The organism is Patescibacteria group bacterium, from assembly GCA_020148045.1.
GTDB lineage: Bacteria > Patescibacteriota > Minisyncoccia > Minisyncoccales > GWA2-38-27 > JAHCRG01.
The window spans coordinates 152,732-170,716 of the sequence record JAHCRG010000006.1; the positions used below are offsets into that span (position 1 = coordinate 152,732).

Genomic DNA, 17,985 nt, shown 5'->3' on the forward strand with positions numbered 1-17,985 from the left:
CAATGAACAATACTCTAACACTAAACCATCCATTGATTATAAGACCCCTAAAAGGGCCAATTACTTTGAGGTTATTTTGGCTTTTAACCATTTTATCAGTAGCCGCTCTTTTGGCTTTTTATGTTTTTCAAATTAATGCAGTAGTTTCAGAAAGATACTTAATTCAAAAATACGAAAAAAGAATAAGTGAGATTTCAATGGAAAATCAAAATTTAGAAATTAGTTCGGCCCAGACGAATTCTTTAGATAATATCACAGCGCTCTTGGGGGAACTTAATTTTGAGAAAGCAGATAAAATTCATTACATCCGAGTTTTAGATACTCAAGTTGTTGCAAAATGAAGAAATGGCGTGTTAATTTAATCTTTATCGTAATTATCTTATTTGGGGCGGCTATTATTAGCCGCTTGGTTTATCTTCAAATTATTCAAGAAGAACTTTATAAAGCATTAGCCCAAGGACAACAAAAAGACTTCCAACTTATAAAAGGGGAGCGAGGAGAAATTTTTTTTAGCGGAGGAGAAATTTTAGCTACAAATATAAAGGGAAGGTATGTCTTTGTTTCTCCTCAAGAAATTAAAGAAAAAGAAAAGACAGCAAGGACGCTTTCTCAAATTTTTAATTTAGAGGAAGAGTTGATTTTAGAAAAACTTAAAAAAGATAGTTTGTTTGAGAAAATAAAAAGCAAAATAACAAAAGAGGAAGAACAGGCTCTAAAAGAAATAAATTTAGCCGGGGTTTATTTAGGAGAAGCGGTTTTTAGGGAATATCCTCAGAGAACTACGGCTTCTCAGACCATTGGATTTTTCGGGGGCGGAGAAAGAGGACAGTATGGAATAGAAGGTCATTATGATGATGTTCTTCAGGGGGAGGAAGGAATTCAAGAATTTAACAAAGGTTTTGATATTTTTCTAACTCTTGACTATAATATTCAATTTATGGCTGAGAAGTTATTGGAGAGCGCCAAAGAAAATTTAAATATTAAAGGAGGTCAAATTATAGTTTTAGACCCCAATTCAGGAAAAATTTTAGCTTTAGCTAATTTTCCAAACTTTGACCCAAATAATTATTCAGAAGTTGATTTTGAGCTCTTTCAAAATTCAACAGTTCAAAAACTTTTTGAACCGGGTTCAGCCTTTAAACCGATTACTATGGCAGCTGCCCTTGAGCAAGAAAAAATAACACCCAAAACTACTTATATTGATACCGGGAAAGTAAAAATCGGAGAACACACTATTGATAATTATAATGAAAGGGTGTTCGGAAAACAAACCATGACCGAGGTTTTGGAAAAATCAATTAATACTGGAGCAGTATTTGTTGAAAGACAGTTGGGGCACGAGCTTTTTTTGGAATACATAGACCTGTTTGGTTTTTTTGAACCAACTGGAATTGATTTGCAAGGAGAGGAATTTTCTGAAAATAGAGAATTTAAAAAAGGCTATGAGATAAATTTTGCCACTGCCTCTTATGGTCAAGGAATTGAAATGACACCTATTCAATTGGTTAGAGCTTTTTGTGCGATTGCTAATGGGGGGAAATTAGTCAGGCCTTATATAGTAGAAAAAATTGTTGAGAATGGTACAATGATTGAAACCCAACCTGAGATATCTTCAAATCAGATTATTTCCCCCAAAACTGCTTCTCAGTTAACGGCAATGTTAATTAGCGTAGTTGAAAATGGTTTTGCCAGAGCAGCTAAAGTTCCAGACTACTACATTGCTGGAAAAACCGGTACTGCTCAGATTCCTTGGTCAACTCTTGATATAGATAAAAGAGGTTATTCTCAAGAAACCTGGCAAAGTTTTATTGGATTTGTTCCTGCTTTTAGTCCCAGGTTTCTAATTTTAATAAAACTTGATAATCCTGGAACTAAAACTGCTGAATATTCAGCAGTCCCAATCTTCAAAGAATTGGCTAAATATATTATAGATTATTTAGAGATACCACCGGACTACGAATAAATAATTTTCAATTTGAGAGCCTAAACTATGAGCATATTTAAAAAACTCATCTTTATTTTCAAAAGGCCTTCTGTTATCCTTATCACCGGTAAGGGTCGTTCTTGCGCTACTCAAGCTATTTCCAAGGCATTAAAGTCATACACTGAAAAGGGAAAAATTAAGATTTTTGAATCAGATTTATCAGAACCCAAAGAGATAGAAAAATTTAGCTTCTTGCTTAAGAGGTCTCAATTGCCAATTTTAGTGGTGACTCATATCGGAGATATCCCGGCAGATAAAGATTTTTTTGCTGGAGACAGAGAAGAAACTCTTCAGATAAGAAAGTTAGCTAAAATTTTGCCAGACCGGGCTTTCCTAATTTTAAATTTTGACGATGAAACTGTTCGGGAAATAGAAAATGAATCTTTAGCTCATTCTTTAACTTATGGCTTTCAAAAAAGAGCGGATTTTCGAGTAAGTGATATCAACCTCAATTTAACCGGAACAAACTTTAAAATGAATTATGAGGAAAATATCGTTCCTTTTTGGCTAAAAAATCTTTTTGGAAAAGAGCAAATATATAGTGCCTTGACAGCGATTTGTCTGGGGGTAGTAAAGAATATAAATTTGGTTGAAATATCTCAGGCCTTAGGGACTTATGAATCGCTTCCTGGAAAAATGAGATTAATAAAGGGCATAAAAAATTCTTCAGTTCTTGATGATAGTGAAAATGCTACTCTTTTTTCAATGATTGAAGGTTTGGAGATTTTAGGAAAGATTGAGGTAGAAGGGAGAAAAATTGCTGTTTTAGGAGATGTTTTAGGAATTGGAAAATATACAATTGAAGCCCATGAAACGATTGGGGAGAAAGTAGCCCGAGTTAGTGGTTTACTTTTTACGGTTGGCTCAAGGACCAAGTTCATTGCCCAGGGAGCAATGAGTAAGGGAATGCCAGAGCAAAATATTTTTCAATTTGATAATATTGAAGAAGCGAAAAAAGCTCTTCAAAAAGAAATAAAAAAAGGTGACTTAATTTTAGTAGATGGCTCAAAAGAAATGAAAATGGGGGAGATAATTGAGGAGATAAAAGCGTAATAGTTTTTGTAAATCGACAAAATCTAAATTTTATGATAAGTTAGATATGATGCCGCCTTCGTCTAGTGGTTTAGGACATCTCGTTCTCAACGAGAAGATTCGCGGGTTCGAATCCCGCAGGCGGCACACAAAAAGAGGTTTTTAACAAACCTCTTTTTTTATTATAGCATTAGAGTTTTTTTCCACAAGGTTTTAAATATGTCTCTTTCTTGTTAGAATAAAACAATATGACAAAAGAAGTTGCGTGGCACAGTCTTTCTTGGAGAGAAGTGGTTGAAAAGCTTAAATCAGATTATAAAGATGGCTTAGATGAAAAAGAGGTAAAAGAGAGAAGAGAGAAATTTGGCAGAAATTTACTTCCAAAGGAAAAGTCCCTCTCCAAATTGGAGATATTTTTAGAGCAATTCAAAAGCCCCTTAATTTATATTTTAGTGATAGCTGGAATTGTGGTTTTGTTTTTTAAAGAATTTACTGATGCTATTGTTATTTTCGGGGCTGTTATTTTGAATACTGTTGTTGGATATTTTCAGGAAAATAAAGCCAGTCAAGCCCTGAGAAAACTAAAAAAGATAGTTAAGATTAAAGCCCAGGTAATAAGAGAAGGAAATATAAAAATTATAGATTCTGGAGAATTGGTTCCAGGTGATATTTTTATTTTAAGTCCTGGAGATAAGGTACCAGCTGATGGGAGAATTATTGAAAGTTATAATTTAAAAACTAATGAAATGGCTTTAACTGGTGAATGGCTGCCAGCTGAGAAAAAATCAGATGTCCTTCCAGGGAAAACACCGTTGGCAGATAGAGATAATATGGTTTATATGGGAACGGTTACAGAAGATGGGAAGGCAAAAGTTGTTGTTACCTCAACTGGCCTGGAAACTGAAATAGGCGAGGTAGCTCAGATGGTAAAAGAAGCCAAGGAAGAAAAGACACCCTTGCAAAAGAAGTTAGCGAGGTTTGCTAAAATTGTTGGTGGAGTTATTGTAGCGATTTGTATTGTTATTTTCATTGAAGGAGTGATTACCGGAAACACTCTCTTGGAAATGTTTGAAGTAGCAGTAGCTGTGGCAGTAGCTGCTATTCCCGAGGGTTTGCCAGTAGCAATGACAGTCATTTTGGCTTTAGGGATGCAGAGAATTTTAAAAAAGAGAGGATTAGTTAGAAAACTTGCTTCAGCAGAAACCTTAGGAAGCACCAGTATTATAGCAACCGATAAGACCGCCACCTTAACAGAGGGAAAAATGAAAGTAACTGAAATTTTAACAGAAACAAAGGCAGGCCGACGTTTAGCTCTTAAGATTGCCACTTTGTGTAATGAGGCGTTTATTGAAAACCCAGAGGAGCCAATGGAAAAATGGGTTATCCGAGGCAGGCCAACAGACAAGGCATTGCTTTTGGCAGGGGTACAAGCTGGAATTAATAAAAAAGAATTGGAAAGAAAAATGCTAAAAACTGCTGAACTTCCATTTAGCACAATAAATAAATACTTAGCTCGGGCATTTGCCTTAAGTAAAAAAGAAGACATCCTTTATATTTCTGGGGCCCCTGAAAAAATATTGGAAATATCAAAATATTTAAGAAAAGGCAATAGGGAAATACCCCTGACCCCAGAGATAGAAGATAAAATAAAAGCTGAATTGGAGGAGTTGACCGGGGAGGGATTGAGAGTAGTAGCTGTTGGTTATAAAAAAATTAAGAGCTTGAAAAGTTTTTTTGATAATTTGGTTTTTGTTGGCTTAATAGCCCTAAAAGACCCGGTTAGGAAAGAAGTGAAAAAAGCAATAAAAATCTGCCGACAGGCAGGGATGAAACCGATTATTGCTACTGGCGACCACAAGTTAACAGCAAAGGCAGTAGCTCAGGAATTAGGATTTAAAGTAAAGGAAGAAAATATTATGGAAGGCAGAGAATTAGATAAACTTTCAGACAAAGAATTTGAAAAGAGGGTAAAAGATATTCAGATTTATGCCCGAGTTGAACCGAAACATAAAATGAGAATTATTCAGGCCTGGCAGGAGAAAGGGGAAGTAATAGCAATGACTGGAGATGGAATTAATGACGCCCCAGCTTTAAAGAAAGCTGATATTGGAGTAGCTTTGGGCTCGGGCACAGAAGTTGCCAAAGAGGTTTCTGACCTTGTTTTGCTGACTGATAATTTCAATATCATTGTAGCTGCAGTAGAAGAGGGGAGAGCGATTATTGATAATGTCCGCAAGGTAATTACCTATCTGCTTTCTGATTCTTTTACTGAAACAATCTTGATTGGAGTAGGTCTTTTCTTTGGTTATTTACCAATTACTGCTGTCCAAATTTTATGGGTAAATCTTATTGAAGACGGTCTTCCTGATATTGCTTTAGCTTTTGAGCCAAAAGAAAAAGATTTAATGAAGCAAAAACCTCAGGGTCATGATATGCCGCTTTTGAATCGAGAAATGAAAGTATTGATTTTTATTATTGGGATAATAACTGATCTCTTTCTTTTAGGATTATTTTTCTGGCTTTTAAAATATTCTAATTATGAAATTCCTCATATTAGAACAGTGATTTTTGGGGGATTAGCCATAGATTCGCTTTTTTATGTTTTTTCTTGCAAAAGTTTAAGAAGGAATGTCTGGCATATAAATCCGTTTTCTAATAAGTTTTTAGTTTTTGCCTGGGTTTTCGGCGCTCTAACCCTTATCGGAGCCATTTATCTATCTCCGCTTCAAACTCTTTTGAAAACCGTGCCCCTAAATCTTTTTGATTGGGGATTACTTTTAACCCTTGGTCTTATTAATTTAATTTTGATTGAGGCTACGAAACATTATTTCATTGTGAGGCATCAAACTGATATATAAAGTATTTATAATAATATGATTTGGTTATTCATTTTTATAATCTCTTGTTTCGTCTTATTCTGGTCAGGTTCCAGGTTAGTTAAAGGCCTAATAAGAATGGCTCGGTATTTAGGTTGGCGGGAGTTTGTAGTAGCTTTTTTTGTTATGGCTTTTGCTGGTACTCTCCCTAACCTATTTGTTGGAATTAATTCGGCTTTGCATGGAATCCCCCAGCTTTCTTTTGGAGAAGTTGTCGGTGGGAATGTTGCTGATTTAACTTTAGCTGTGGCTTTGGCTATTTTAATCGGCGGCACCGCCCTGCAAGTTAGAAGTAAAATGGTTCAGACCAGCACTATTTTTACTGTTGCAGTCGCCATTTTACCTTTAATTTTAATCTTGGATGGAAATTTAGGAAGGGGCGATGGTTTAATTTTACTTTTAGCTTTTGGTCTGTATATCCTTTGGCTTTTTTCAAAAGAAGAAAGATTTAGAAAGGTTTATAAAGGAGATAAATATAAAGAAAATAAAAATAAAGAAAATAAAAACGAACAGGGACACAACCTACGGTTTATAGATTTTTTAAGGAACAGAAAAGAGCCAAAAAGTATTAGACGGTTTAAGACCTTTTTAAAAGATTTAAGAAAGATAACAGTGGCTTTAATTTTACTTTTAGCAGCTTCCTGGGGAGTGGTCCAAAGTGCTCAGGTTTTTGCTGATGCATTAAACGTTACCCTTCCAATAATTGGGATTTTAATTGTTGGATTAGGAAATGCCCTCCCAGAAACTTATTTTGCCATTGTTTCGGCAAGAAAACGACATACCTGGCTGATTTTAGGAAACTTAATGGGCTCGGTTATTGTTTGTGCTACCCTTGTTTTAGGAATCGTTGTTTTAATTCACCCAATTAAAGACATTGACTTTTCTCCTTTTGCTATTGCTCGTATCTTCCTTATAATTTCAGCTGTATTCTTTTTGATAGTTGTTAGAACCGATCAAAAAATCACTAAAATAGAAGCTTTTCTCCTGCTGGGAATTTACATCCTTTTTCTTGTAGCTGAAATATTCTTCAGATAAAAAAAGGAAGGCTGCTTGCTGCAATACCTTCCTTGTGGCATTGTGGAGGATAAGGCATTAGCCTTGGCAGAACTTCGTGGGGAACTTCCAAAGCCATGTCTGACACGATGCCATTTCCGTCGTTCTATTTTCATTATAGACTCATCATTTACATCCTGTCAAGGGGAATCACTACGAGAACAGTTCTCGTAGAAATAAAGCAGGCCGAAAGTTTAATCTCTCGGCCTTTTGGTTTATTGCTGAGAATATGCTTTGGGTTGACCAAATCTTCTTCTCCTTTCTTTTTGGAAATGTCGCAAGAAACTTATTGCTAAAATCAGGCAGAACATATCCGAGAAGCCTGCTAGGTAGTACCCAAGATAGTCAGGGTTATTCATTAGGTCTAATAAGTTTCCTCTCATGAATATGGCCAAAAGAATTATAAAGAAAATACCATATTGAAGACAATTTTTCTCTGTTACATTCATAACTACCTCCTTTTAAATTTTGAAGTTGCTTTTGTTTAATATATATTATCGTAATATTTTAAATTTGTCAAAAGAACTACGAGAACAGTTCTCGTAGAAATAAAACAGGCCGAAAGGTTTTTGTCTTTCGGCCCTTAGCTTAATATAGTGAGTGTGTTTTAGCCTAACATATTTTCTTTTTTCTTTCTGTCAGATGGTAGCATGTGGGTGTTAGAAAAAACACTGACAAACAGCAAGAATCCTATTCCAATCACTATTGCCCCTCCAAAAAATAAAACTACTACTAAATCAATTCCTAATTTATGGATGGATTCCACTGCCTCAAGAATGAGAGAAGTCCCTATGTAGATAGCCAGAACACCCGCGAAAAGCAAGATTATTTTTTTTATAAGTTTCATCTTTTCTCCTTTACTTATTAAATTTTGAAGTTACTTTTGTTTAATATATATTATCGTAATATCTTAAATTTGTCAAAAGATAATTGATTTTTTATTGGAAACATTGTAAGATGAGGTAATGATGGAGTATATAATCGGAATTTTAATATTAATTATTGTTGGTTTGGCAGTGGGGCTTTTTTTATTATTGAGAAAAAAACCAGAAAAGCAGTCAGATGCATTAGTGATGCTTCAGCAGCAAATGAATCATATTAGTCAGGTTTTAGATAGTAAATTGTCTGAATCAACTAAAGCCATCCAAGCCCAGTTTGGACAAAGCGCTAAAATTATTCAGGATGTTACAGAAAAACTTACTCGGCTTGATGAAACCAATAAACAGGTTGTAAGTTTCGCTGATCAATTGAGAAATTTACAGGATATTTTAAAGAACCCAAAGCAAAGAGGGGTTTTAGGAGAGTATTATTTAGAAACTGTTTTGAAAAATGTCTTGCCTCCCGGCTCATATCAAATGCAATATCCATTTAAGGATGGAACTATAGTTGATGCTGCAGTATTTATTGATAAACGGATTATTCCAATTGATTCTAAGTTTAGTTTAGAAAATTACAATAGAATATTAGAAACAAATAACCCCGAAGAGAAAAGAAAATACGAAAGAGCTTTTATAAATGATCTTAAAATTAGAATTGACGAAACATCAAAATATGTAAAACCAGAAGAAAACACAATGGATTTCGCTTTTATGTTTATTCCTTCAGAAGCAGTTTATTATGATTTGCTTATTAATAAAGTTGGAGCGGTTACTGATGATACCAATAATTTGATTTACTACGCTGGCAAGAAAAAAGTTATAGTTATTTCTCCTACTTCTTTCTTGGCATATTTGCAAACTGTTCTTCAAGGACTAAGAAACCAAAAGATTTCAGAACAGGCCAGAGAAGTGATTAGAGAGGTTGAGCGTTTGGGCAGGCATTTGGGAAGTTATAGTGAATATATGAAAAAACTTGGAAATCACTTGGGCACAACTGTAAGTACTTATAAAAAGGCCCACAAAGAATTTGCCAAAGTTGATAAAGATGTGGTAAAAATTACTGGTACAGGGTCAAAAATAAAACTCAAAGAACCAGATATTGAACCACCATTATTAGAAGAATAACTGAATATGTTAGCTGTAATTAAAACTGGGGGCAAACAATATCTTGTTAAACCCGGGGATAAAATAAAAATTGAGAAAATTGCAGGGAAAGAAAGAAAGGAGATAACTTTCAAAGAAGTTTTGTTATTGGAGAAAAATAAAAAAGTGGAGATTGGCACGCCTTTAGTAAAAGGCGCTAAAGTGATTGCTAAAATTTTATCACAAGGCAAAGGAAAAAAAGTCATCATTTTCAAATACAAACCAAAAACCCGCTACAAGAAAAAAGCGGGCCATAGGCAACCCTTTACCGAAGTCGAAATATTAAAAATTGAACTTTAAAATTTTTGAACAGAGAAGAAAGGAGAGAAAAAATGGATTACAGTATCCTATTTAGAACTAATTTGAGGCGACTTAAAGAAAAAGCTGGCGTCAGTTTTAATGAAATAGGGCAGGCAGTAAATCGAGGAGCTGGAACGGTTCAGCGATGGGGACCCGATGGACTACCAGATTATAACGTCTTGGTTGGTTTAGCTGATTTTTTTACTAAAACTTTAGGAAGATTTGTTTCCATTGATGAATTCTTTGATAGAAAGCCGAACTAGCCAGCGTCCCAGAAATCATTGGTTTTTTAGAAAAAAGGCCTCTTGAGAGGCCTTTTTTTATTTGTTTCAAGTTTTAGGTTTTTATTTTCTTCCTTCAAAGGCGCTGGACAGGGTGTCTTCGTCAGCGTACTCCAATTCGCCACCAACAGGGAGGCCCCGTCCGAGGCGGGTGGTTTTAATATTAAAAGATTTTAGTTCTCTTTTTATAAATAAAGCAGTGGCTTCGCCTTCAGTAGTGGAATTGGTAGCAATAATGATTTCTTTAAAACCATTATTTTTAATTCTTTCTTTTAATTCTTCAATCCTTATTTTCTTTGAATCTGCTTTTTTAAAACTAATTGTCCCGCCCAAAATAAAATAAAGACCCTTGTATTTCTTTGTTTTTTCAATTGAAATTAAGTCAGTTTCTTTTTCTATCACACAAAGTAATGTTTTGTCCCGCGAATTATCTCTACAAATAGAACATAAAGTTTCCTCTGAATCCTCAAAAGGATTAAAACAAGATGAACAGATTCTTATTGCTTTCTTCAAATTGGTTATTGAAGCCAAAAGCTCATCAAATTTTTCTTGAGGAAGTTTTATTAAATAAAAAACAAAACGGGCAGCAGTTCGCGGCCCAACAGTGGGGAACTTAGAAAACAAATCAATAAGTTTTTGAATAGATTTTGGATACATTTATTCTGTATATTCTCCTTTTTCAAGGTTTCTAAAGCATACTCTTCGGTCGTCAAAATAAAGTTCAACTTTTCCTACCGGTCCATTTCTATGTTTAGCAATAATAATATCAGCAATATTTTTCCTGGTAGTGTCAGGACGGTACCTGTCCTCGCGATATATAAAGAGCACCACATCCGAGTCCTGCTCCAGGCTCCCACTTTCACGTAAATCTGCTAATCTGGGGATTTGGGGGGAGCGTTGTTCTACTGCCCGGGAAAGCTGGGATAAAGCAAGGACTGGAACATTAATCTCTCTAGCCAAACCTTTAAGGGCTCGAGAGATTTCAGTTACTTGTTGAACCATAGTGGTCGCTGGATTTCTGGGCTCCATCAGTTGTAAATAATCAATAATAATAAGCCCTAATCCATGTTCTGCCTGTAATCTCCTTGCCATTGCTCTCATTTGCAAAACATTAGAAGAGGCAGCATCATCAATATAAATTGGGGCTTCGGATAGCAGACCCATTGTATGTTGAATTCTCGTAAAATCATTGTCTTCGCCTTCGCTGGAAAGCCGGCCAGTCCTTAACCTCCATAAGTCAACATTAGATAAACCAGCAATCAATCTATCTACTACCTGGTCTTTTGACATTTCTAAACTAAATAATCCTATTGGGATTTTTTGATTGACGGCAATATTAGCTGCAATATTTACAGCCAAAGCGCTCTTTCCCAGAGAGGGGCGGGAAGCTAAAATTACCAGGTCAGATTTTTGGAGGCCAGCTAAAATATTATCTAAATCAGTAAAGCCGGTTGGAAGTCCTCGAAGACCTCCTTCGTGTTTGGAGAGTTTATCAATTCTTTCAAAAGCATCTTCTAAACCATCTTTAATCAGGATAAACCGTTGGGTTAAACTTTTTTGGGCAATACTAAAAATTCTTTGTTCAGCCCGGTCCAAAAGCACATCAATATCTTCTTTTTCGTCATAGCCTATTGAATTAATTTCCTGGCTGGCTTCAATTAAGTCCCTTAAAATTCTTTTTCTTTGGACGATTTTGGCGTAATTTGAGATATGGGCAGCAGTAGGAACAGTATTAATAAGTTCAGTTAAATAACTATTTCCACCAACTTCTTCCAAGAGTTTCTTTTCTTTGAGGCGGCTAGAAACAGCTAATAAGTCAACTGGTTCTCCTTTTTCAAAAAGCTCTACAATTGCCTGGTAAATTTGCTGATGATTTTGTTTATAAAAATCTCGCGGCTGAAGGAAATCCGCCACCTTAATAATAGCGTTCTTATCCAACGTTAAAGAACCTAATAAAGATTTTTCTGCCTCAATATTTTGGGGCGGAAGTTTTTCAGGCCCGCCCAAGTTTTGATTTTCCTTAGCCATCAATTCCTGTATAGCAAAAATAAGAAACTATGGCAAGAATTTGACAAAGAAAAGACCCAAAAAGCCCCGCCAAGGCAGGGCTTTTTTGTTTGACAAGATTTAAATAATAAAATATAGTGTTAATAGAAAGGAGATGGTTTGTTGAAAAGTTAAAGAGCACATTTACAAAAGAAAGGAGCGTGCGGTATGGCACGTAAAGATATGAGACATAAAAGTGAAGAGGAGCTTGCTTTCTTAGACAAATTATCCAAAAGTCCTTACAATCCCGAAGGTTTACCAAATGATGGAGCAGTTGAAAGGGGTGACTTTGTTTGGAAACGGGAAGGTATTGGTCATGTATTTTTTCTGAGGCGGAAAAATCCTAAGAAAAGACCTAAGGGCCTTTATGATGGGATACCTTTATTTGTTAGATCGTCTGCTTCACTAAAAGCTTTTGGACAACTAACAATGGAGGATTATTTAAGCTTTTTTGCCAAGAGATTCGGACTTTCACTCAGAAGACTTAAAAAAAGAGGAGAGGAAAAAATTTGGCAGTTTTATAAACCAAGGAAAAAACCAGATTAACAAAGCCTGCAATTATTTGCAGGCTTTAATTTTCGGGCCTTCTTTTGTGTCTTTAATCTGATAGCCCATTTGTTTGATTTTTTTTCTTATTTCATCAGCTAATTTCCAGTCCTTTTTTTTACGGGCTTGCTCTCTTTGTTTGACTAATTTTTTGACAGACAAGGAGATTTTAACAGCTTCTCTTTTACCCCAAAAGATAAAACTAAAAACTTTATCAACTTCCTTTAAAAATTTTAAAATATCTCTGGCATCTTTAGAAGTGAGTTTATTTTTGTTGAGCAGTAGATTGCCTTGATTGACTAATTGAAATATTGAGGCCAAAGCCCTTGGCGTGTTAAAATCATTTTCCATATGGTCTTCAAAATCCTTTTTAATTTTTGAAATTAGATTTTTAGCAATTTTTGTTTTTTGTTTCTCGTTTCTTATTTTCTGTTTCTTGATTTTATCTAAAAATTCGTCAATTCTTTCCAACTGCCTCTTGACTTGGTCAATCTCTTTTTCGCTATAATTGATAGGGGAGAGGTAATGAGTTTTGAGAACAAACAGACGGAGAATTCTGGCTGAATGATTTTTTAAAAAGTCCTTGATAGTAATAAAATTGCCAAGAGATTTTGCCATCTTTTTTCCTTTGACAGTTAAAAACCCAGTATGAAGCCAATATTTTACCATTGGGCTTTTGCCGGATATAGCTTCCATCTGGCTAATTTCAGCTTCATGATGAGGGAAGATTAAATCTTTTGCTCCGCCGTGAATATCATACTGGGGCCCAAAATATTTTTCAGTAATAGCAGTATCTTCAATATGCCAGCCAGGACGCCCAGGTCCCCAGGGACTGGGCCATTTTGGTTCTCTTTTTTTTGAGAATTTCCATAAGCAAAAGTCACCCTTGTTCCTTTTATCTTTTGCCTCGTCAATTCGGGAAACAGCGTCCTCGGCTTGAACAGCCGTCCTTCCAGAGAGCTTGCCATAATTTTTAAATTTAGAAATGTCATAATAAATCCCGTCTTTTATTTGATAAGCAAAACCTTTGTCCAGTAATCTTGTGACTTGGCTAATGATTTCTTTAATGTGAGCTGTTGCCCTGGCATACTTGGTAACACTATTTACATTCAGGGCTTTCATATCTTTTAAGTATTCTCTTTCAAATTTCTGAGATAAGTTCTTCCAAGAAACCTTTTGTCTTTTTGCTTGATTTATAATCTTATCATCAACATCAGTAATATTTTGAAGATAAAAAACATCATACCCCTTTTGCTTGAGATATTTAGCTATCATATCAAAAACAATATAGGTCCTTGCATGACCAATATGAGAAAAGTCATAACTTGTTATCCCGCAGACAAAAAGATTTATCTTTTTACCTCTTCTGGATTTTAAAATCTCTTTCTTTCTGGTTAAAGTATTGTAGAGTTTGAGCATATTAATTCATTTTATCATAAAATTTAGTCTTTTCAAAAATTAAAATTTGTGATAAGATAAAAGAATGAGAAAAGCAAATATTATATATCCTTTTATTATCGGAGAAGCGATTGCCTTAATTTTCCTTGGCGTTTTAAAATATTCACCAGAATATTTGCCAGAAATGCCCTCCTTTATAATCCGAATGGTATGGTATTTCCCCATAGTTTTACCCCTTCTTTCAATTTTTGGCGTTTTTGTTGCTTCTCTTTTGACGAAAAAAATCCCAGCCCTTTTTCAACTGGCTAAATTTGTTTTAGTTGGTGCCTTAAATACTTTTGTTGATTTTGGGATATTGATTCTTTTATTGACAATTTTTGGAGTTGCTGCGGGCTTGCTCTATTCTATTTCCAAAGCTTTTTCTTTCAGTTGTTCAGTAGTAAACTCTTATTTCTGGAATAAGTTTTGGACTTTTGAGAAAAAAGAAACTAAGGGAGCTGGCAGGGAGTTTGGAAAGTTTTATTTAATAGCTGGAATTGGGTTTTTCCTTAATGTTAGTATTGCTTCTCTTATAGTTAATATTATTGGACCTCAATTCGGTTTGTCAGTAGAAATCTGGGCAATAGTCGGAGCTTTTATAGCTGTTCTTTGTGTTTTTATCTGGAACTTTCTCGGATATAAATTTATAGTATTTAAAAAGTAGCTATGGCTAATTTAGTTTTATACAGAAAATACAGGCCGCAGACCTTTACTGAGATTATCGGCCAAGAGCATGTGGTCCAAACCCTGACTAATGCAATTGCTTCAGGCATGATTTCCCATGCTTATTTGTTTTCTGGCCCCCGGGGTTCAGGAAAAACCACTATTGCCCGGCTTTTGGCAAAATCAGTAAATTGTCGTAATCATAAGGATTCTGAATTTGAGCCCTGCGATAAATGCTCTTCTTGTTTGGAAATTAAACAAGGCAACTCTTTAGATTTGATTGAAATTGATGCTGCCTCACACCGAGGCATTGATGAAATCAGAGAATTGAGAGAAGGGATTAAATTTGCTCCGACAAAAGAAAAATACAAAGTTTTTATAATTGACGAGAGCCACCAATTGACCCGCGAAGCAGTCAATGCTCTTTTAAAAACTTTGGAAGAACCACCTTCTCATGCAATATTTGTTTTAGCTACAACCGAGATTCATAAAATGATTCCAACCATTATTTCCAGATGCCAGAGATTTGATTTCAGAAAACTAACCTTGCCTGAAATTATCAAAAGATTAGATATTATTTCTAAAAAAGAAAAAGCAAAAATTGATAGACCAGCTCTGGAACTCATTGCTTTAAATTCCGGGGGTTCAATAAGAGATGCTGAAAGTTTATTAGACCAGGCCTTGACTTTTACCGGAACTTTAGGGAGAGAGGGGATAATCAAAACAGAAGATATTAAAGATTTATTGGGATTGACAGATATAAATTTAATCAACCAGTTTGTTGATTTTATTTCTGAAAAAAGCGGGGAGAAAGCTATTAAATTTTTGGAGGAAACTTTTGAAAAGGGTTATGACCCTCAAGAATTTGCCAAGGCATTAGTTCGTTATTTAAGGCAGACAATGCTTTTGAAAATAAATCCCAGTCCAATGAACCCGGTGATTATTGGTTTAACCAAAGAAGAGCAAGAAAAAATTCAAACTCAGGCAGAGAAGTTTAACTCCCAGGAACTTCAGCACATTTTAAACCTTTTTCTGGAGGCAGAAAACAAAATGAAATATTCCTCAATTCCGCAACTTCCATTGGAATTAGCAATAGTTGACATAATACACCAAGAAGGGTAAAATATATTTTATTCCGGGGTCATCTAATGGTAGGATGTTGGGTTTTGGTCCCAAAAATTTTGGTTCGAATCCAAACCCCGGAGCACCGATTAGAGGGTTAATAACTCTCTTTTTATTTGACTAATTTAAATAATAAGTATAATCTTTAAGCAGTATTTTCCAAATAGAATAATGAAAGAATAAATCAGAAAGGGAAAAAATGGGTAAAAAAAAATCAAATAAGCGGATTTTAAGACCAATAGAAGTAGAAGATTTAATGAGGGGGCGTGCTGGAAAAATTACTATTCGTTTTGATCCGCAAGACTTAGTGGAATTACAATGTCATTGTGATTATGATCCTAAGCTATGCGGTAAAGAAGACGAAGATAACAAAGTAATGTTAGTAAGAAAAATAGAAGTTCAGAATCCCGATGGTTCTTGGAGCCCTTATCCAAGTGTTACTTGGCTCGATGGCGTTGAGGGTGAAGACGATGAACAACTTGTTACCAGAGCTTTTATTAAAAAAACTGACGAAGAAGGATTTGACATCATGAGTTCTTGGCAAGGGGTTCCAGATGGAACATTGATGTGTGCTGCTAAAGGAGCTGGTATTCATACGGAAACCATATATGGATAATAAATATAAAGCGACTTATCGTTAGATGTATAAGTTGCTTTTTATTTTCCTAAACAGGTTCTAACATCGTCCATCCCGTGGCACGCCAAAAAAAATCGCCAAGAAGGCGATTTTTTGGTAGAATAAAAAAGCATGTATTTTGATTTTCCAATTATAGACATACATACTCATTTAAGAGAATACCCTTCTCTGGGTTTAAGATTGAAAAACCGAAAAAACATAAAGAATGTCTTGGGCAGAGAGGCATACTTTGGTCGGATTAACATCTTTCTTTATATGGCGAACACCGAACCGCCATTAGACAGCCTTGGGATTATAAAGAAATCATTAGAAATTCCAAGATATAAAGAAGTAAAAGCAATACCGGTAAGCGCGATTACAAAGAATTTAGATGGAAAAGAGCCAGTTGATGTGGAGAATATAAAACCTTATGTTGCAGGATTTAGCGATGATGGAAAATGTTTAGGCAATCTAGAAATATTAAAATATGTACTAAGTAAAAATGTTTTGGTAATGGCTCATTTAGAACCCGAAACGGAAATGCTGAAAAAATATTTAGAGATTTATAGCGAGACTGGTGGCCATTTACATTTCCAGCATATAAGTAGAAAAGAAAGTGTTGATTTAATCAGAATAGCAAAAAAGGATGGATTAAAAATAACTTGTGAAACCTGCCCCCATTATTTTTATTTTACTTCTCGAGACATGGATCTAATAATGAATCCTCCTCTTGGAGACACCGAAGATTTAAACGCCATTATTGAGGGGTTAAAAGACGGCACAATAGATGCAATTGCTTCTGATCACGCACCCCACGATGACCCCTTAAAGAATGGTTTAAGGGGTATAAGAGTATTAGTTCCTTTGTCTTCAGGATTGGTTTTAAAAGGTTTTTTAAACGAAGAACAACTGAAAGAGAAACTGTATACTAACCCCAAAAAGATAATTGAAAGTGGGGGATATAAGCTTCATCTGTGAAGTAAGCTTCTTTAAATTTCAACCAAACAGGTTCTAACCCTTCAATTTTTCAGGGCAGGCATCGTCCAAAAAAATCGCCAAGAAGGCGATTTTTTGGTAGAATAGAAACGAAAGGTCGCAATATAACTTTAATTAAAAAATAATATGTCTAAAACATTAATTGCAATCATTACCATAGTAGTTATTATAATAGTAGGTTATTGGATTTATCAATCAATTTCAGCACCTCAAGGAATAACTGAGGCAGAAGCCAAGAACTGTGAAGTTGATTCTGATTGTGTTGTTTTTGGAGAAGATGGGGACTGTAATTGTGGATGTTTTAATAAAAACTACCAATGGGAAAAAGAAGGCGATTGTTTTTGTGCAGCCCCAAAGTCCTGTAAATGCGTAAATGGGAAATGCGAAGGAGTTTTTGAAGAAGAGCCTTTAGTTTCTAAAGAGGAAGCAATAAAAAAACTTTTTGCTGAAAAGTACGATAAAGAAGTTTCAGAAATCACCATAAATATCAGCAAGGAAACAGAGGGTCATCTTATGGGCGGAGTTAAGTTTGGAGAAGGAGGACCTGGCGAAGAGGGTGGTTTTTTAGCAGCTAAAGAAAATGGTAACTGGAAATTAGTATATGATGGGGTTGGAGCTATGTTTTGTTCAGACATTGAGCCTTATAACTTTCCAGTAGATATGGTTATTGAATGTTGGGATGAAGAGGCTGGAAAAGTAAAAGATAGAGCAGGAGAGGCATGTATTGATTCTGGAGGCGAGATAACAACTTCTCTATGCTGTAAAGCAACCAGTGATTATCCAAACCTCTGTCTTGTTGGTCCCTGCGGGTGTGCTCCGGATTACAGCCATCAGGTAAAAATTTGTGATTGTGGACCCGATAAATGCTTTAATGGTAATGAATGTGTAGTTCTGGAAAATAAATAGGAAAATTCTCCCAAAACTAAGTTCTAACATCGTCCGTCCCCCGGAGCAAAGTAAAATTGCCCAGCGATGGGCAATTTTATTTATCCAATGAACAAAACAATAGTTA

18 protein-coding genes and 1 tRNA gene are annotated in these 17,985 nt (G+C 35.3%); 15 read left to right on the top strand and 4 right to left on the bottom strand.

The window, feature by feature from the left end; all coding sequences use genetic code 11:
- Nucleotides 1–2 precede the first annotated feature (2 nt).
- From KJA13_02345 to KJA13_02370, 6 genes are all read left to right on the top strand, one after another.
- Nucleotides 3–341: a hypothetical protein gene (locus tag KJA13_02345; protein ID MBZ9577854.1), complete on the top strand. Its 339-nt coding sequence runs from the start codon at nucleotides 3–5 to the stop codon at nucleotides 339–341.
- Nucleotides 338–1,963 (top strand): penicillin-binding protein 2, encoded by a 1,626-nt coding sequence (locus tag KJA13_02350; GenBank protein MBZ9577855.1) that lies wholly within the window; start codon nucleotides 338–340, stop codon nucleotides 1,961–1,963. The genes KJA13_02345 and KJA13_02350 overlap by 4 nt, the downstream gene beginning before the upstream one ends.
- Nucleotides 1,964–1,990: 27 nt before the next feature.
- Nucleotides 1,991–3,037, top strand: a complete 1,047-nt coding sequence (locus KJA13_02355; GenBank protein ID MBZ9577856.1) for a hypothetical protein — start codon at nucleotides 1,991–1,993, stop codon at nucleotides 3,035–3,037.
- A gap of 51 nt (nucleotides 3,038–3,088) precedes the next feature.
- Nucleotides 3,089–3,163: transfer RNA gene (locus KJA13_02360), tRNA-Glu, on the top strand.
- A 101-nt stretch (nucleotides 3,164–3,264) separates the two neighbouring features.
- Nucleotides 3,265–5,874: an HAD-IC family P-type ATPase gene (locus KJA13_02365; GenBank protein ID MBZ9577857.1), complete on the top strand. Its 2,610-nt coding sequence runs from the start codon at nucleotides 3,265–3,267 to the stop codon at nucleotides 5,872–5,874.
- A 15-nt stretch (nucleotides 5,875–5,889) separates the two neighbouring features.
- On the top strand, nucleotides 5,890–6,927 hold the full coding sequence (locus tag KJA13_02370) for a sodium:calcium antiporter (GenBank protein ID MBZ9577858.1): 1,038 nt from the start codon (nucleotides 5,890–5,892) through the stop codon (nucleotides 6,925–6,927).
- Nucleotides 6,928–7,552: 625 nt separating this feature from the next.
- On the opposite strand, the gene KJA13_02375 is transcribed toward KJA13_02370, so the two are convergent.
- A complete protein-coding gene (locus tag KJA13_02375) occupies nucleotides 7,553–7,792 on the bottom strand; it encodes a hypothetical protein (GenBank protein ID MBZ9577859.1) in 240 nt (79 codons plus the stop codon).
- A gap of 121 nt (nucleotides 7,793–7,913) precedes the next feature.
- Between KJA13_02375 and KJA13_02380 the strand changes: the two genes are divergently transcribed.
- Genes KJA13_02380 through KJA13_02390 form a run of 3 tightly spaced genes read left to right on the top strand, consistent with a single transcriptional unit; the run spans nucleotide 7,914 to nucleotide 9,529 of the window.
- Nucleotides 7,914–8,948, top strand: coding sequence for a DNA recombination protein RmuC (locus tag KJA13_02380; protein ID MBZ9577860.1), 1,035 nt, complete (start codon nucleotides 7,914–7,916; stop codon nucleotides 8,946–8,948).
- A gap of 6 nt (nucleotides 8,949–8,954) precedes the next feature.
- On the top strand, nucleotides 8,955–9,266 hold the full coding sequence (rplU, locus tag KJA13_02385) for a 50S ribosomal protein L21 (protein ID MBZ9577861.1): 312 nt from the start codon (nucleotides 8,955–8,957) through the stop codon (nucleotides 9,264–9,266).
- A gap of 32 nt (nucleotides 9,267–9,298) precedes the next feature.
- The gene (locus KJA13_02390) at nucleotides 9,299–9,529 is read left to right on the top strand and encodes a helix-turn-helix domain-containing protein (protein MBZ9577862.1); all 231 of its coding nucleotides are present in this window, start codon (nucleotides 9,299–9,301) and stop codon (nucleotides 9,527–9,529) included.
- A gap of 81 nt (nucleotides 9,530–9,610) precedes the next feature.
- Here the strand turns inward: KJA13_02390 and recR are convergent, their stop codons facing one another.
- The gene (gene recR, locus KJA13_02395; protein ID MBZ9577863.1) at nucleotides 9,611–10,204 is read right to left on the bottom strand and encodes a recombination mediator RecR; all 594 of its coding nucleotides are present in this window, start codon (nucleotides 10,202–10,204) and stop codon (nucleotides 9,611–9,613) included.
- Nucleotides 10,205–11,575, bottom strand: coding sequence for a replicative DNA helicase (gene dnaB / locus KJA13_02400; GenBank protein MBZ9577864.1), 1,371 nt, complete (start codon nucleotides 11,573–11,575; stop codon nucleotides 10,205–10,207).
- Nucleotides 11,576–12,044: 469 nt separating this feature from the next.
- On the opposite strand from dnaB, the gene KJA13_02405 reads away from it, so the two are divergent.
- Nucleotides 12,045–12,200 carry a hypothetical protein gene (locus KJA13_02405; GenBank protein MBZ9577865.1) on the top strand — a complete coding sequence of 52 codons (156 nt, stop codon included), beginning with the start codon at nucleotides 12,045–12,047 and terminating at the stop codon, nucleotides 12,198–12,200.
- Here the strand turns inward: KJA13_02405 and cysS are convergent.
- A complete protein-coding gene (cysS, locus tag KJA13_02410; GenBank protein ID MBZ9577866.1) occupies nucleotides 12,152–13,558 on the bottom strand; it encodes a cysteine--tRNA ligase in 1,407 nt (468 codons plus the stop codon). The genes KJA13_02405 and cysS overlap by 49 nt on opposite strands.
- Nucleotides 13,559–13,622: 64 nt before the next feature.
- Between cysS and KJA13_02415 the strand changes: the two genes are divergently transcribed.
- The 5 genes from KJA13_02415 to KJA13_02435 all read left to right on the top strand — a co-directional run bounded on the left by KJA13_02415 (nucleotide 13,623) and on the right by KJA13_02435 (nucleotide 17,879).
- A complete protein-coding gene (locus KJA13_02415; protein MBZ9577867.1) occupies nucleotides 13,623–14,240 on the top strand; it encodes a GtrA family protein in 618 nt (205 codons plus the stop codon).
- 2 nt (nucleotides 14,241–14,242) lie between these two features.
- Nucleotides 14,243–15,361: a DNA polymerase III subunit gamma/tau gene (gene dnaX, locus KJA13_02420; protein MBZ9577868.1), complete on the top strand. Its 1,119-nt coding sequence runs from the start codon at nucleotides 14,243–14,245 to the stop codon at nucleotides 15,359–15,361.
- 256 nt (nucleotides 15,362–15,617) lie between these two features.
- Complete coding sequence (locus KJA13_02425) at nucleotides 15,618–15,977, top strand: hypothetical protein (protein ID MBZ9577869.1); 360 nt, start codon at nucleotides 15,618–15,620, stop codon at nucleotides 15,975–15,977.
- Between the two features lie 132 nt (nucleotides 15,978–16,109).
- Nucleotides 16,110–16,955 (top strand): hypothetical protein, encoded by an 846-nt coding sequence (locus tag KJA13_02430; GenBank protein ID MBZ9577870.1) that lies wholly within the window; start codon nucleotides 16,110–16,112, stop codon nucleotides 16,953–16,955.
- A 144-nt stretch (nucleotides 16,956–17,099) separates the two neighbouring features.
- Complete coding sequence (locus KJA13_02435; protein MBZ9577871.1) at nucleotides 17,100–17,879, top strand: hypothetical protein; 780 nt, start codon at nucleotides 17,100–17,102, stop codon at nucleotides 17,877–17,879.
- The last annotated feature ends 106 nt before the right edge of the window (nucleotides 17,880–17,985 follow it).

Coding starts and splice junctions, on each gene's coding strand:
- KJA13_02345 (MBZ9577854.1), top strand. CDS start 3: ATGAACAATACTCTAACACTAAACCATCCATTGATTATAAGACCCCTA.
- KJA13_02350 (MBZ9577855.1), top strand. CDS start 338: ATGAAGAAATGGCGTGTTAATTTAATCTTTATCGTAATTATCTTATTT.
- KJA13_02355 (MBZ9577856.1), top strand. CDS start 1,991: ATGAGCATATTTAAAAAACTCATCTTTATTTTCAAAAGGCCTTCTGTT.
- KJA13_02365 (MBZ9577857.1), top strand. CDS start 3,265: ATGACAAAAGAAGTTGCGTGGCACAGTCTTTCTTGGAGAGAAGTGGTT.
- KJA13_02370 (MBZ9577858.1), top strand. CDS start 5,890: ATGATTTGGTTATTCATTTTTATAATCTCTTGTTTCGTCTTATTCTGG.
- KJA13_02375 (MBZ9577859.1), bottom strand. CDS start 7,792: ATGAAACTTATAAAAAAAATAATCTTGCTTTTCGCGGGTGTTCTGGCT.
- KJA13_02380 (MBZ9577860.1), top strand. CDS start 7,914: ATGGAGTATATAATCGGAATTTTAATATTAATTATTGTTGGTTTGGCA.
- rplU (MBZ9577861.1), top strand. CDS start 8,955: ATGTTAGCTGTAATTAAAACTGGGGGCAAACAATATCTTGTTAAACCC.
- KJA13_02390 (MBZ9577862.1), top strand. CDS start 9,299: ATGGATTACAGTATCCTATTTAGAACTAATTTGAGGCGACTTAAAGAA.
- recR (MBZ9577863.1), bottom strand. CDS start 10,204: ATGTATCCAAAATCTATTCAAAAACTTATTGATTTGTTTTCTAAGTTC.
- dnaB (MBZ9577864.1), bottom strand. CDS start 11,575: ATGGCTAAGGAAAATCAAAACTTGGGCGGGCCTGAAAAACTTCCGCCC.
- cysS (MBZ9577866.1), bottom strand. CDS start 13,558: ATGCTCAAACTCTACAATACTTTAACCAGAAAGAAAGAGATTTTAAAA.
- KJA13_02415 (MBZ9577867.1), top strand. CDS start 13,623: ATGAGAAAAGCAAATATTATATATCCTTTTATTATCGGAGAAGCGATT.
- dnaX (MBZ9577868.1), top strand. CDS start 14,243: ATGGCTAATTTAGTTTTATACAGAAAATACAGGCCGCAGACCTTTACT.
- KJA13_02425 (MBZ9577869.1), top strand. CDS start 15,618: ATGAGGGGGCGTGCTGGAAAAATTACTATTCGTTTTGATCCGCAAGAC.
- KJA13_02430 (MBZ9577870.1), top strand. CDS start 16,110: ATGTATTTTGATTTTCCAATTATAGACATACATACTCATTTAAGAGAA.
- KJA13_02435 (MBZ9577871.1), top strand. CDS start 17,100: ATGTCTAAAACATTAATTGCAATCATTACCATAGTAGTTATTATAATA.